The organism is Aliidiomarina shirensis, assembly GCF_003987345.1.
GTDB lineage: Bacteria > Pseudomonadota > Gammaproteobacteria > Enterobacterales > Alteromonadaceae > Aliidiomarina > Aliidiomarina shirensis.
The window spans coordinates 613,642-626,394 of record NZ_PIPP01000001.1 but is presented as its reverse complement, the minus strand read 5'-3'; the positions used below and the strand labels follow the sequence as shown (position 1 = coordinate 626,394).

The 12,753-nt window shown below is 44.0% G+C and carries 16 protein-coding genes; 15 read left to right on the top strand and 1 reads right to left on the bottom strand.

Features of this window, described 5'->3' with window-relative positions; all coding sequences use genetic code 11:
• Positions 1–355 precede the first annotated feature (355 nt).
• From CWE13_RS02860 to CWE13_RS02845, 4 genes are all read left to right on the top strand, one after another.
• On the top strand, positions 356–1,900 hold the full coding sequence (locus CWE13_RS02860) for a glutamate synthase-related protein (RefSeq protein WP_126805822.1): 1,545 nt from the start codon (positions 356–358) through the stop codon (positions 1,898–1,900).
• A gap of 59 nt (positions 1,901–1,959) precedes the next feature.
• Positions 1,960–2,607: a hypothetical protein gene (locus CWE13_RS02855; RefSeq protein ID WP_126805821.1), complete on the top strand. Its 648-nt coding sequence runs from the start codon at positions 1,960–1,962 to the stop codon at positions 2,605–2,607.
• 209 nt (positions 2,608–2,816) lie between these two features.
• Positions 2,817–3,164, top strand: coding sequence for a VOC family protein (locus CWE13_RS02850; RefSeq protein ID WP_126805820.1), 348 nt, complete (start codon positions 2,817–2,819; stop codon positions 3,162–3,164).
• A gap of 56 nt (positions 3,165–3,220) precedes the next feature.
• A complete protein-coding gene (locus CWE13_RS02845) occupies positions 3,221–3,814 on the top strand; it encodes a hypothetical protein (protein WP_126805819.1) in 594 nt (197 codons plus the stop codon).
• Between the two features lie 100 nt (positions 3,815–3,914).
• Here CWE13_RS02845 and CWE13_RS02840 read toward each other — a convergent pair whose 3' ends face one another.
• Positions 3,915–4,670: an SDR family oxidoreductase gene (locus CWE13_RS02840; RefSeq protein ID WP_126805818.1), complete on the bottom strand. Its 756-nt coding sequence runs from the start codon at positions 4,668–4,670 to the stop codon at positions 3,915–3,917.
• Between the two features lie 139 nt (positions 4,671–4,809).
• Between CWE13_RS02840 and CWE13_RS02835 the strand changes: the two genes are divergently transcribed.
• The 11 genes from CWE13_RS02835 (at position 4,810) to CWE13_RS02790 (ending at position 12,717) form a co-directional block, all read left to right on the top strand.
• The gene (locus tag CWE13_RS02835; RefSeq protein WP_126805817.1) at positions 4,810–5,721 is read left to right on the top strand and encodes a LysR family transcriptional regulator; all 912 of its coding nucleotides are present in this window, start codon (positions 4,810–4,812) and stop codon (positions 5,719–5,721) included.
• 1 nt (position 5,722) lies between these two features.
• The gene (locus CWE13_RS02830; protein WP_126805816.1) at positions 5,723–6,145 is read left to right on the top strand and encodes a PH domain-containing protein; all 423 of its coding nucleotides are present in this window, start codon (positions 5,723–5,725) and stop codon (positions 6,143–6,145) included.
• Between the two features lie 24 nt (positions 6,146–6,169).
• A complete protein-coding gene (locus CWE13_RS02825) occupies positions 6,170–6,853 on the top strand; it encodes a DUF899 domain-containing protein (RefSeq protein ID WP_126805815.1) in 684 nt (227 codons plus the stop codon).
• Positions 6,854–6,984: 131 nt separating this feature from the next.
• A complete protein-coding gene (locus CWE13_RS02820; protein WP_126805814.1) occupies positions 6,985–7,539 on the top strand; it encodes a dihydrofolate reductase family protein in 555 nt (184 codons plus the stop codon).
• Between the two features lie 131 nt (positions 7,540–7,670).
• On the top strand, positions 7,671–9,041 hold the full coding sequence (locus tag CWE13_RS02815; RefSeq protein ID WP_126805813.1) for an alpha/beta hydrolase: 1,371 nt from the start codon (positions 7,671–7,673) through the stop codon (positions 9,039–9,041).
• Between the two features lie 16 nt (positions 9,042–9,057).
• Positions 9,058–9,435, top strand: coding sequence for a hypothetical protein (locus CWE13_RS02810; RefSeq protein WP_126805812.1), 378 nt, complete (start codon positions 9,058–9,060; stop codon positions 9,433–9,435).
• 65 nt (positions 9,436–9,500) lie between these two features.
• Entirely contained in the window at positions 9,501–10,286 is a 786-nt protein-coding gene (gene blaOXA, locus CWE13_RS02805) for a class D beta-lactamase (RefSeq protein WP_126805811.1), read from the top strand.
• 38 nt (positions 10,287–10,324) lie between these two features.
• The gene (map, locus tag CWE13_RS02800; protein WP_126805810.1) at positions 10,325–11,101 is read left to right on the top strand and encodes a type I methionyl aminopeptidase; all 777 of its coding nucleotides are present in this window, start codon (positions 10,325–10,327) and stop codon (positions 11,099–11,101) included.
• Positions 11,102–11,242: 141 nt separating this feature from the next.
• Entirely contained in the window at positions 11,243–11,794 is a 552-nt protein-coding gene (locus CWE13_RS12735) for a DUF805 domain-containing protein (RefSeq protein ID WP_126805809.1), read from the top strand.
• Positions 11,795–11,951: 157 nt separating this feature from the next.
• Positions 11,952–12,092, top strand: coding sequence for a hypothetical protein (locus CWE13_RS12505; RefSeq protein ID WP_157980925.1), 141 nt, complete (start codon positions 11,952–11,954; stop codon positions 12,090–12,092).
• 229 nt (positions 12,093–12,321) lie between these two features.
• The gene (locus CWE13_RS02790) at positions 12,322–12,717 is read left to right on the top strand and encodes a hypothetical protein (protein ID WP_126805808.1); all 396 of its coding nucleotides are present in this window, start codon (positions 12,322–12,324) and stop codon (positions 12,715–12,717) included.
• Positions 12,718–12,753: the final 36 nt, after the last annotated feature.

Below are 12,753 nucleotides of genomic sequence, written 5' to 3'. Positions count from 1 at the left end.
AGGTACAAACGGAGAGTAAATGTCAGTGTTTCTTCTTGCATATCACCACACCCACAACTACTTACTATCAAGGAAATCCTCATGAGTAATAAGGCTAAAAAGATATCTCTATATATAGGCGTAATATTAGTACTTGGATGCTTGGGTTTTTACGCATCAATGGAAGACTACCAGAAAGAGAATATGTCAAAGTTAATCAGCCAGACATATTCAGGTTAATGTAGTAGAGAGATTCAAGTGGGTCGGCCATCGAGTATTTGAATATTTGAGGAAATTATTGAACCTGAGAAAACCCGTTGCGGTGGGTGTATGAGTTAATTTGAGCGTAATATCTAATGAAGAGTAAGGTGAGATTATGAATCCAATAGTTGCGAATAATAAACCTACCAAAGTAAATCTCTCAAAAGATACGGAGTATTTCTTTTGTTCCTGTGGCCGTTCTAGCAATCAACCATTTTGTGATGGTTCGCATGCAGGAACAGACTTCAAGCCAAAATCATTTGTTGCCGAAGAAAGCGGGGATGCGTATTTATGCCAATGTAAGCATTCTGCGAATGTGCCTTTTTGCGATGGCACTCATAAGCAGTTCGATGATGATGCTATTGGAAAAGAAGGCACTGGCGTTCAAAACAACGAGGGCGATATTCCCGTTGCGAATGTAACGAAGGAAGAGCCCACAGTTGAATTCATTCATCAATTAGCTCGGGATGGGTTATCGAAGATGGGGCACCATGGGCCCATGACGTCAATGGGGGTTCCGCGTTACAAGTTACCTCATTGGGATGATATTCAAGTGATGGTGGCGCAAATGGCAACCAAACCATTATTTGAGGACGCCAGTGTAAGTACCGAACTGGTGATCGGCCCGAAAGCAAAGAAACCATTGGTATTAAAGATTCCGTTATTTGTTTCAGATATGAGTTTTGGGGCTCTATCTGAAGAGGCTAAACTGGCGTTGGCAAAAGGTGCCGAGTTAGCAGGTACGGGAATTTGTTCTGGTGAGGGCGGAATGCTACCCGAAGAGCAGCAAGCTAATTCTCGCTACTTTTATGAACTCGCTAGCGCTCAGTTTGGTTATGACGAATCAAAGCTGAAAGATGTTCAGGCTTTTCACTTCAAGGGCGGCCAGGGTGCAAAAACTGGAACTGGTGGTCATCTGCCGGGCAATAAAAATATCGGAAAAATTTCTGAAGTTCGTGGCATTCCAGAGGGAGAAGCAGCGATATCGCCGCCAACCTTTAAAGACTTACACACTGCTGAAGATTTTAAAAAGTTTGCTGATCGCGTTCGCGAAGTAACTGGCGGTATCCCGATTGGTTTTAAACTGAGTGCCAATCATATTGAGGAAGACATCCAGTTTGCTTTGGATGCGAGCGCAGATTACATCATTTTGGATGGCCGTGGCGGTGGAACTGGTGCCGCGCCCGAAATGTTTCGTGATCACATTAGCGTTCCAACTATACCGGCGCTGGCGCGTGCGAGGCGCTACCTCGACGCCCAAGGCGTGGGCAATGATGTAACTCTTATTATTACGGGTGGTCTGCGTGTACCGATGGATTTTGTTAAAGCAATGGCCTTAGGTGCTGATGGTGTGGCTTTATCAAACAGCGCAATGCAATCCATAGGCTGCGTAGCTGCCCGCATGTGCAACACAAACAATTGCCCGGCGGGAATTGCAACTCAAAAAGCAGATTTGCGTCAACGCCTCAATGTTGATAAATCAGCAGCACAACTGAAGAATTTCTTTGAAGCGTCGGTTGAGCTTATGCAAGTGATGGCGAGAGCCTGTGGTCATGATGCGTTGGCGCGTTTCAATAAAGGCGATTTAGCGACATTCAATCGCGAGATGGCATTCCTGTCTGGAATAAAATATTCAGGATTTTCGGATCTAGATAAATAGGCAACGTCGGTACTCGTCCGTGCAAACCTGATGCTGCGTTAATCCGAAGCGAGGACTTTATGGAAAACTCTGAAAAACCAAAGACATTTATCCTTGATTTTTGGGCCTCTATTTTTAAGGTTTTGGGGAAAATATCCTTTTTTAACCTTGTACGATTCATATTCCCTGGAACCAAAACAGGCGTTTTCTCAGAGGCTTGGGCGCTAGGGCATGTTTTTCTATCTATATTGTCCGTTCCGGCGGTTTTATATATTCAGAATTACTACGTTGGTTTGTTTATTGCTGTATATGCACTATTGCGTGTTTTTGAGGTTGTGGTTTATCAAACAAATGTTCTGCTGTTTGATGAGTATAGGGCAACCAAGGCCGGTAAAGAGTATGCGCTTCATGGCTATCGAAGAATGGTTGTTCTTCTTATGCAAAACTATTTTGAAATAATATTTTGGTTTGCAGCGCAGTATATTTTCTTTAATGGCTTGTTCTCTTTCTCTGTTGCGGGATCACATGAAAGTGTTTTTGGTGCGATTTATACAAGCTTTGTAGTTATGACCAGCTTTGGTTATTACAATGTTACCCCACTGGGGGTACTTGCCTATTCGCTTGTTATTGGACAAGCCATGATTGGGCTTTTCATGACATTATTGAGTTTGGCACGGTTTATAGGACTAATCCCTACTCCTAAATCTAGAGATATAACAGAACGGTAATTTTAATTACCATTCAAAATGCGATTCTTAAATTGAGAACGCCAGACGTACAATCACTTTTAAACGCTGAAGGCAATTTGTTTGGGTTCCGGATAAAGGTTTTGCAGTAACATCTGAGCCCGAGCGTTATAAACCATAAACTCGGAAGTAAGTGGGTAGGGCGATTATAGCCATGCCAGAAACCGTACTATCTGGCTAAGAGGTGATTTATGGCAGTTGAGAAAATGAACTACATCGAAATTCCAGCAAGCAACCTCGAAGGCACTAAGCGGTTTTTCGCGGAGGTTTTTGAGTGGAGTTTTCAAGATTATGGGCCCGATTACACTGCAATTCTTGATGCAGGCATTGATGGTGGTTTTTACCGTTCTCAGCTTGTTTCGAGAACGGAGCTCGGCAGCGCGTTAGTAGTGCTTCGTAGCAACAATCTTGAAGCTTCGCTCGGTAAAGTTGAAGTGGCTGGAGGTGAAATTGTGAAGCAGATCTTTAGCTTCCCCGGGGGCCGCAGGTTTCATTTTACCGATCCAAGTGGAAACGAGTACGCAGTGTGGTCAGAGTAATGGTCTTCACCCCCTAATATATCGGTAAAAACCAGATTTCCAAGGAACCTATTGCAATGAGAAAAGCAGCGAGTTACTGGAAGCTGGCATTTGGTATTTTTGTTCTGATAGTAACCGCAGTTGTTACCGTTCCATGGCATGTAAAGTGGTGGCCACCGGGATACATGGCACATCATGTGAACTTGTGGTTACGTGAAGCTGAAATAAAAGAGTTGCTCGTGCTGGCTGAGGATACGCCTTACGATCGTATTTTTTGGATTAATTCAGATATCGGCGGAGACCTTAACAATACTGGAAGCACCAGCATGGCCGATATTCACAACGCAGATATAGGGGCATTTCAGCAGGTCCAAAATCCAGATATTAGCGCTTTAACAGCGGTAGCTAAAAGCGCGCAGATATCTGGGTTTTATCTTTTTAAGAGGCAAGGTATTTGGACCATTGAAGGCTATCACGATGTTTTGAACCATTCTGATGGCTCGAAACATGTGATTGTTCACTCTTTTTATCAACATGGTGGGCCGGCTGAGGGGAATCGCTGTTCGCGAGAGATTATCGAAGCGTCAGATTCTGGTCGATGCCATATAAAACTATTCGGGAAGTGGGTGATGCAGAAATCATGGGTGTCGGTTGAAGATACTCCGATTTAGCCGAAATAGAACTTCCATAGACTTTACAAATTGCCAAGGATTCGGCCAGATTGTTTAACTACCGCCCTCATGGTTAGTAACGAAGGCGGTAGCTTATTTTTTAACGCGTGGTATACCCACCATTCGCAAAAATTGTCTGTCCTGTAATCCAGCGACCATCACTGGCTAAAAACTTCACAATTGGGACTATATCTTCAATGTGGGTGAGCTGACTACCCATGCCTTGCGACTTGTGATAGCTCACTCGTTCAGGTGTTTCCTGACCATAAAAGAATGGTGTATCCATTGGGCCGGGGCCGATACTATTCACGGAAATACCTCGGGCCGAGAATTCTTTAGCTGCGGCTCTGGTAAAATGTTCCACGGGTGCCTTGCCACCTGCATAGGTGGAATAACCGTCGGTAAATGCCGCTAATAGGGACGTGACTATGGTGATGATTTTACCGTTGTCGTTCAAATGTATTCCTGCCTCTTTCAAGAAGAAATAGGCAGTTTTGGCATTCACGGCCAACATAACATCAAATTCCTCCTCTGATGTTTCTATAATCGGTTTCCTCAATACCTTGCCAACGGTGTTCACGGCAATATCGATACCGCCGAACTGGTCTTTTGCTCGTTTGAACAATGCGGTGACATTTGCGGCTTTCGTCAAATCGCCTTGAATGGCGATGGCTTCACCTCCCATATCAGTAATTGCCCGGACAGTGTCGTGGGCATCCGATTCAGTGGCTGCGCTGTTATAATGCACCACCACTTTAGCTCCGCTTTGGGCTAAATTTTTACTGATAAGGCCACCAAGATTCTTGGCACCACCGGCCACTAGTGCAACTTTTCCGTTTAGGTTATCTTTAGACATCGTATTCTCCCATTGAAATCAAGTGATTGGTTGTACTGGAGACGACTGTTTATCCGGTACTAAAATCAGCTTATTTACTTGATCTCATTAAGTGAAGTGGCTATTTTGTCAATTAATAAATGCTTAAATTGCAATAAGTATGAAAACTGTTGAGCAAATTTTTTTACAAGTTGTCGAGTCCGGGAGCTTTAAGGCTGCCGCGGAACTTATGGGGGTCGAGCCTTCTGCGGTAAGCCGTAAAATCGCGGCGCTGGAAAATCGCCTAGAAGTTAAGTTACTACGGCGTTCTACGCAGCGTTCTACCCCTACGGAGCTTGGTCAGAGATATTACGATAGGCTTCGCCACATTGTGGATGAACAGGCAGCACTTGAGGAAGAAATTAAAGGCGGCGTGGCTCAGTTGCAGGGGTCGATGCGGATTGCAGCGCCGGCGGATTTTGGAGTTAAGTTTGTTGTTCCTGTTGTGAAAGCAATGCAGCAGCGAGCGAGTGGTTTGTCTGTCGAATTGTTGTTAGGAAGCCATTTTGAGAATCTCATAGAACAAAACATCGACGTTGCAATTAGGATTGGTGAGTTATCAGATTCAGCTCTTTACGCAAAAAGGCTTGGCGAAAATCCGAGAGTGCTTGTTGCTAGTCCTCAATATCTAGAACGTCGCGGAACTCCCATTGTATTATCCGATCTCGACGATCACGAGTTTATTCTTTACTCACCCGGTCAAAAACGCGCTCCAATCATCTTCGCTGACGGTAGAGGTCATGTTGTTGAAAATATGAGAGCCAACATCACCGTTAACAGCGCTGCAGCGGTTCGAGCACTAGTACTAGACAGCAAGGGTATTCACCACGGTCCTTTATGGTTGTTTAGAGAAGAAATTGAGCGAGGAGAGCTTATTCAACTCTTCTCTGATCTACCATTAAAAGCTTATCCAATTCATGCCGTATATTCGTCTCGCTCCTACATGCCGTTCAAGGTAAAGGAGTTTATTCGCTTGATGTCGCAGCAGGTTAAGGAACTCACGCGGGTTCCGTTGATAGGCAGGAGAAATTAGTATGAGTAATACAGCTTATTTTCGTTGGCAGGCATATAAGCGCTTTTTTCCAATGCTGTTCGTATGTTTGATTGTGGCATACACCGTGATTCGTCCAGCACTCAATGGGAATTGGGCGGCACTAATTGCGCTTCTTTTCTCAGCTTCATTTGCAGTGATTGCAACGATAGCTATTTACAAAAACGGTGTGTGGGTGGTGGTTGACGACGAGGGAGTAACCTTACGCCATTTGTTTAAGCAGAAATCGTTACGGTGGAGTGAGATTGTGCGGAGCTCAACAGTTAAATTTAAATGGTTTATATATATTGCTCATATAGAAACTCGTGATAATAACTTTCACTCGCTACCGATAAGTGGCCTTAAAGCAAAATCAATTTCTGAATGTATTAACCGTATGGTTCGTGAAAAAGCGGCTAAGTACTGAATTTCAAACAATGAGGCTTAATGTATGCCTAATCGTAAACAATCATCACCAGAAATAGTATCGAATGAAGAGTGGGAAGTAGCTCTTAATCAGTTACTCATTAAGGAAAAGGAAGTCACCAGAGCACGTGATGCATTGAATGCTGAGCGAAGAAAGCTACCAATGGTGAAAGTGAAGAGTGATTACGAGTTCCAAGGCGAAAACGGTAATGTGTCGTTTCTGGAACTGTTCGGTGGGCGCCGCCAACTTATTGTTTATCATTTTATGTACGCGCCTCATTGGAAAGCAGGGTGTGATGGATGCTCTTGGGTCGCTGATGCTATGACTCATCCTGCTCACTTGCATGCTCGTGATACATCGCTTGTTATGGTGTCACGTGCACCTATTGATAAGCTCACGCAGTATAAAGAACGTATGGGATGGACAATTCCCTGGTTCTCTTCTTTTGAGAGCGAATTTAATTATGACTTTGGTGTGACGACCGCTGCTGGTGAAAAGCACGGAGCAAGTGTATTTCTTCGTGACGGGAACGATATATATCGCACATATTTCACGGGTTCTCGTGGTGTTGAGTATTTAGGTAGCCTCTGGACGTATCTTGATTTAACTCCGTTTGGTCGTCAGGAAAAATGGGAAAAATCGCCTAAGGGTTGGCCACAGACAGAGCCGTATGTGTGGAACCGCCGCCATGACGAGTATGACCTATAAGATTGGTATAAGCGCTTGTTTTGGAACGCTTTTTAGGCACGAAACAGAGTGGGCCTTATGTCTGCTTAGTCGTGTCGAAAAAGCAACTACCCAAGCGACTAAAATCACATATTGTTGGATAGGGAAAACTCATGGCTCATGTGATTCATTCAATAAATATTACGGCAAGTGGCTTGTGCCATCATATGGATAGTATCGTTGATGATGCACACCACAAATACGCGATTGATTTGATGTCGTCGGCTGACGCGTTAATTCTGGGTAGAAATACCTTTGATTTATTCATGAATTTTTGGCCGGGAGCACTAAAAAAGCCTGGTTTACCCACTGGCACTTTAAACTTAGCGAAGGCGCTCAACAGTATTCCGAAATTTATTGTTTCGAATAGGCCAATCGAACTCACCTGGAATAATGTGAAACGTATACCCGGTTCGAGCTTGGAAGGTATTCGAAAAGAGCTAGAAATACTGGCTGGAAACGCAGTGGTGTTTGGAAGCCCTACGTTAGCCTCTAGTTTGTTAAATGAAGAGTTGGTTGATGAATTGCATATCGTTTTTCAACCATTCGTTGGGGTAGAAGGGCCTCGCGCTTTCAATGAAATAAATAAAAGAGTAAGCCTTTCTCTTTTAAGTGTAGATGAATTCACATCAGGCGCGGTGTTGATGCGTTATAAAGTGAACTACTAAGTATTCTTTTCGGTGATTTTCCGCGATACGATCAAGTTATCTCAGAGTGTTGCGATGCTTGTTTTAGTGGGCGTTTGTTAACCTAACCACAACGTCAGATATGAAAGTAAGCTTTAATATTAAGGATAGCCATGTTCAAAATTAAGCACGCTTTTTTAATTTTGCCTGTTCTTTTAGCGAATCCGCTACATGCTGAATCATTTGGTTCATGTGATCTCGAGCTCCATGTTTCCGGATTTTCTCCATCAACCTGTACTAAAAGCAAACTTCCTCTTGACCATGCGGGGGACGTTGCGGGTAATGTTGAGCTGGCGATTCGCAAGTTTCCTGTTCAAGATGTAGATAAACGTCGCGGTCAGATATGGCTTATACATGGTGGGCCGGGTGAACCGGGGGCTGGGTTTTATCCTCTCATTGACGTATTTCGCGAGGCTTTTGCGGGTTTCGATATTATTGTTCCGGACCATCGCGGAACGGGTGAATCGACACGCCTATGTGAAGTTGAAGAATCTATCGAGAGCGAGGCTGGCTATGCTATGGCGAATTCAGAATGGGGGTCTTGTATTGGATCTTTGTTCACAAATTCGGCTCGAACGAAAGCGTTTACCATTACCAATGCTGCCCACGATTTAGCGGCGCTCATCGAACAATATCGGGAACCGGGTGAGGTTTATGTTTATGCAGTATCGTATGGTACACAGTTAACTTTGCGCTTGATGCAAGTTGCAGAACCGAAGCTGGATGGAATTATTCTTGATGGTCTTGTTCCGCCAGAGTCAGAACCAAAATGGGATTTAAGCTACCGAACCGCTATTGTTGATGGTGTTGGACGTGAACTACTAAACAATCAAAGAATAGAACGCTTTCAAGATCTTTTATCATCAGACGTTCAGGTTTGGCATGATGTTTTGGGTAGTACTGATATAAGATTGTTTATGGCGGCCTTGTTAAGCTTTCCAGACCTACGTGATCGAATACCGGCGATCATTGACGACTTGGCAGTAGGTCAAACTAGGTCGCTCAGTGAAACGATGATTGCATTAAATGAAGCTCACAAAAACTTGATGCTATATCCACAGTCGGTACCATCGCTGCCGCTTGTGATGCTAATTAGTAATTCGGAGAATAACAGTCGACGGGGTTTAACTGCGGAAATAGTCGCGGAAGAAGCCAAAGACGCGTTGTTTGTTAGCCCTCTACCCGGGTTGTTGGTTAATGCTTCAGCACCTTTATATGATAGGGATGAGAATTTTGGTCGTTTACCTAAACGTTTACCGCGAACGTTGATTATACATGGCTCGCTAGATCCGAATACACCTTATGAAGGTGCAAAAGTACACGCCGAATTATTGAGCCAAGCGGGAAATGTAAATTTTACAACAGTGATCGGTGGAGCGCATTTTTTACCTATGGTAGCGCCAGAGTGTTTTATTCATGTAACTTCAATGTTCATGAGTGATGTTGAAGTTCCGGAATTTTGCGATTCGTTGTCGGACAATTGAAACATAAAAGGGTTTTATGCGTAAAAATGTAGGATTGCCACTTTTAATCGGTGTCTCGCTATTAGGTATAGTTCTATCCTTTGTTGTTTACGATGGAGGCGGCGCATCCACGCTTTATTTTGGGGTTATGCCAGGATTACCTTTCATTTGTATAAGTGTATTTGCTGGGGCACTCAGCAACAACGCAACGAAGGGCGCGGTTATAGGTGCGACAGCAGGAGCGCTCATGGTTTCGGTGCTTTGCTATGGCGTGCTTTACTATGAAGCGATCACCTACTCAGGTGGCGGGGCAAATATTGGACTAGGCCTGCTTCTTCTGCCGTTACCGATTTATTACGTTCTATTTATTTGGTTAGGGTGGGCTTTAGGTGGCCGTTCGAACCATTCACGATAGTAAACGAAGCAGTTTTGTGAAAATCCCGCTGGTAACAAAGACCGCTGGGGAGCCTTGGAGATAAAATGAGAGTTTTTTTGTTCTTGCTTGCAATACTAAATGTAGTTTGCTCTGTATCGGTGGCTGCTCAAGAACGGCCAGATTGGGGAAGTGTATTTGAAAAATATAATGTTCAAGGCACTATTGTTGTCGTTGATGGGCGTGGCGAAGAACAACAAGTTTTAGTGTTTAATCAGGAACGGGCAGACAAGCAATTTTCACCTGCTTCTACATTTAAGATTCCGCACACACTATTTGCTTTGGATGCGGGTGTTGTTCGAGATGAGTTTCAAGTTTTTGAGTGGGATGGGGTTGAGCGAAGTTTCTCCGGGCACAATAGCGATCAAGATCTACGCTCCGCAATGCGGAATTCTGCAGTTTGGGTTTATCAGCACTTTGCCGAGCGTATCGGAAATGAAAACGCACAAAACTACATAGAAAGCATCGGTTACGGTAATTCTGAGTACGACGTTGAAGGGGATTATTGGCTTGATGGCACACTAACAATTTCTGCGCATGAGCAGATTTCATTTTTAAAGCGGCTCTACCTCAATGCACTGCCGTTTGCGGTTGAACATCAGCGCCTCGTAAAAGATGTGATGATTGTTGAAGCGGGTAGAAATTGGATTTTGCGTGCGAAAACAGGCTGGGAAGGAAGTTTTGGTTGGTGGGTAGGATGGGTTGAATGGCCCAGTGGCCCAGTTTTTTTCGCTTTGAATATCGATACACCAAATCGGATGGATGACCTCGCGAAACGTGAGCAAATTACCAGAGAGATTTTGCAGTCGATGAATGCCCTACCTAATCAGTAGAGAAAAAATGAATGGTGTTGATTTAAGGAAGGATTTTGATGTCGGAAATAAAGCTAAAAAGCGCGGAAGAAATAAGTGTAATGCGGGAATCTGGGCGACTGCTCGCAGCTGTTTTTGATTATCTCGACGATTTTGTTGTGGTTGGTGTATCCACGATGGCTATAAATAACCTTGTTGAGGAATATATTACTCAACAATTGAATGCTCGGCCTGCAAGTAAAGGGCAATATGGTTATCAATATGTTCTCAACAGCTCGGTAAACAATGTTGTGTGCCATGGCGTTCCTTCTGAAACGCAGAAGCTAAAATCTGGTGATATCGTTAATATTGATATCACACTGGAGAAAAATGGATTTATTGCTGACTCCAGTAAAATGTATATGGTTGGGAATGTGAGCCCACTTGCACAGCGTTTAGTGACAAAAACGTATGAAGCAATGTGGGAAGGTATACGAACGGTGAAGCCTGGGGCAACGCTTGGTGATATCGGTTACGTCGTTCAGCGATTTGCAGAAAAAAACGGTTATTCCGTGGTTCGCGAGTATTGTGGTCATGGAATTGGCCGAGAAATGCATGAAGCTCCAGAAGTACTGCATTACGGTGAACGTGGTGATGGGGTGATTCTACAGGAAGGGATGGTATTCACCATAGAGCCGATGATAAATCAGGGGAAAGCCAAGGTGAAGATGAAGAAGGACGGATGGACTGTAATTACCAGTGACAAGAAGTTATCTGCGCAGTGGGAGCATACGGTGGCTGTTACTGCTACTGGTTACGAGGTGCTTACGCTTAGAACTAGTGAGAATATTCAATAACCGCTAGGCACGCGAGCTTAGGTAACTTCAGGTATAGAATATGTCGGGTTCAAGTCGTCATCATGTCGGGTCGTTGTCGTAACGAGATAATGTGGCTTCGTCGGATAATGCTGGGTACCAAAACCCCATCGAGGAATCTTTATGCATGTGAATAGTACCCGACTTCGAGAGCTCCGCCTCGCGCGCCAGTGGTCGCAAGAGCAATTGGCCATACTCAGTGGTTTAAACCTTCGTACCATTCAGCGTCTTGAGTCAGGAGCGAAAATTTCAAACGAATCTTTGCGAGCGCTTGCTTCCGTGCTGGAAGTTCCGGCTGAGAGTTTACTTGTGAACGATACATTCTCGGGCCTGCCTGCTATCAAAGCAATGCGTGAAGGCATGCTGTTAAGCTTGGAGTTCACAGGTAAAACCAGGCGTGCCGATTTCTGGTGGTTTGCGCTGGCCGTTATAATGATTCTCGCTTTTGCGTCAATTTTTGCGGAATATCTCGGTCCTTTACCGCTACAAATTGCATCGTTACTGGTTCTATTGCCGTGGGTTGCTGCGTGTACGCGCCGCTTGCGCGATGCAGGATTCAACCCTTGGTGGCAGCTCATTAGCTTAGCGCCAGTAGGGGGTATTTTGGTATTACTTTATTTACTGACTTATCCCACAAGAACTCCCGATTTAACTGATTCTGTGGCAAGCGAATGATGAATATAATTCTACCCCGATTTAATTACGATTTTGTGCGATAACGCACATATTTCTCCGCAATTAGCGCTCATATTCTTATCAGGTGCCACGAGTGTGTGTCACCGGATGAGTCACAATTTAGTGGCCCTGATTAAATCTCGTAGGAGATATTATTATGAGTACACAAAATACCCCAGGCTCACATACGCCCAGCAAGCAGGATCAGCAAAAGCAGGATCAGCAAAAGCACGGTCAGCAAAAACAAGACCAGCAAAAACAAGCTAATCCAGCTCAGCAGGAACGTAATAAGTCCTAATAGATATTTGGCCAAAAAAGCGTAGTTAATCACGCAGCATCGAGCCCAGCATATATTGCTGGGCTTTTTATATTGAATGGCGTTTTGTGATACTAGGTAGGTGAATGTTCGGAATTATTCTTGCTAACTGAATTGGTTATGCTAAAAATACGTATTAGGCACTTTATTTAAGTGCGGTTAAAAGGAAAGCGATTATAGCTTTATTGTTATTAATATGGAGATTAAGAAAATGACTAAATTATTTACCTTTGTTGTATTTTGCGCACTAGTTTCAGGCTGTAGCTCCCCATCTTCACATGTAGTTACGGGAGAGGTTCGAGAAGCCATTCCAACTTCAAATGTTGTTGTTTATGAAACACTACCTGAGCAATATTCAGAAATAGCTGTTTTGACTGCCTCTAGTAAAGGCTCATATTCCCTTGGTGGTGAATCGCTAGTTGAAGATGTAATGAGATCTCTTCGAGCTGAAGCTGCAGCACTCGGCGCAAATGGAGTTATCTTAACTAGTTTATATGATGACGCAGCTAATGAAACGATAACAACATTTGACGGGCACCAGTCTGGCAAACGAGATGTTGTTAAGTACTACAAGAGAGCCCAAGCTTTAGCCGTTTTTATTGAGTAGTTTGAGAACTTGTATTAAGTGCTGTTGTGGTTTTAA

Coding starts and splice junctions, on each gene's coding strand:
- CWE13_RS02860 (WP_126805822.1), top strand. CDS start 356: ATGAATCCAATAGTTGCGAATAATAAACCTACCAAAGTAAATCTCTCA.
- CWE13_RS02855 (WP_126805821.1), top strand. CDS start 1,960: ATGGAAAACTCTGAAAAACCAAAGACATTTATCCTTGATTTTTGGGCC.
- CWE13_RS02850 (WP_126805820.1), top strand. CDS start 2,817: ATGGCAGTTGAGAAAATGAACTACATCGAAATTCCAGCAAGCAACCTC.
- CWE13_RS02845 (WP_126805819.1), top strand. CDS start 3,221: ATGAGAAAAGCAGCGAGTTACTGGAAGCTGGCATTTGGTATTTTTGTT.
- CWE13_RS02840 (WP_126805818.1), bottom strand. CDS start 4,670: ATGTCTAAAGATAACCTAAACGGAAAAGTTGCACTAGTGGCCGGTGGT.
- CWE13_RS02835 (WP_126805817.1), top strand. CDS start 4,810: ATGAAAACTGTTGAGCAAATTTTTTTACAAGTTGTCGAGTCCGGGAGC.
- CWE13_RS02830 (WP_126805816.1), top strand. CDS start 5,723: ATGAGTAATACAGCTTATTTTCGTTGGCAGGCATATAAGCGCTTTTTT.
- CWE13_RS02825 (WP_126805815.1), top strand. CDS start 6,170: ATGCCTAATCGTAAACAATCATCACCAGAAATAGTATCGAATGAAGAG.
- CWE13_RS02820 (WP_126805814.1), top strand. CDS start 6,985: ATGGCTCATGTGATTCATTCAATAAATATTACGGCAAGTGGCTTGTGC.
- CWE13_RS02815 (WP_126805813.1), top strand. CDS start 7,671: ATGTTCAAAATTAAGCACGCTTTTTTAATTTTGCCTGTTCTTTTAGCG.
- CWE13_RS02810 (WP_126805812.1), top strand. CDS start 9,058: ATGCGTAAAAATGTAGGATTGCCACTTTTAATCGGTGTCTCGCTATTA.
- blaOXA (WP_126805811.1), top strand. CDS start 9,501: ATGAGAGTTTTTTTGTTCTTGCTTGCAATACTAAATGTAGTTTGCTCT.
- map (WP_126805810.1), top strand. CDS start 10,325: ATGTCGGAAATAAAGCTAAAAAGCGCGGAAGAAATAAGTGTAATGCGG.
- CWE13_RS12735 (WP_126805809.1), top strand. CDS start 11,243: ATGCATGTGAATAGTACCCGACTTCGAGAGCTCCGCCTCGCGCGCCAG.
- CWE13_RS12505 (WP_157980925.1), top strand. CDS start 11,952: ATGAGTACACAAAATACCCCAGGCTCACATACGCCCAGCAAGCAGGAT.
- CWE13_RS02790 (WP_126805808.1), top strand. CDS start 12,322: ATGACTAAATTATTTACCTTTGTTGTATTTTGCGCACTAGTTTCAGGC.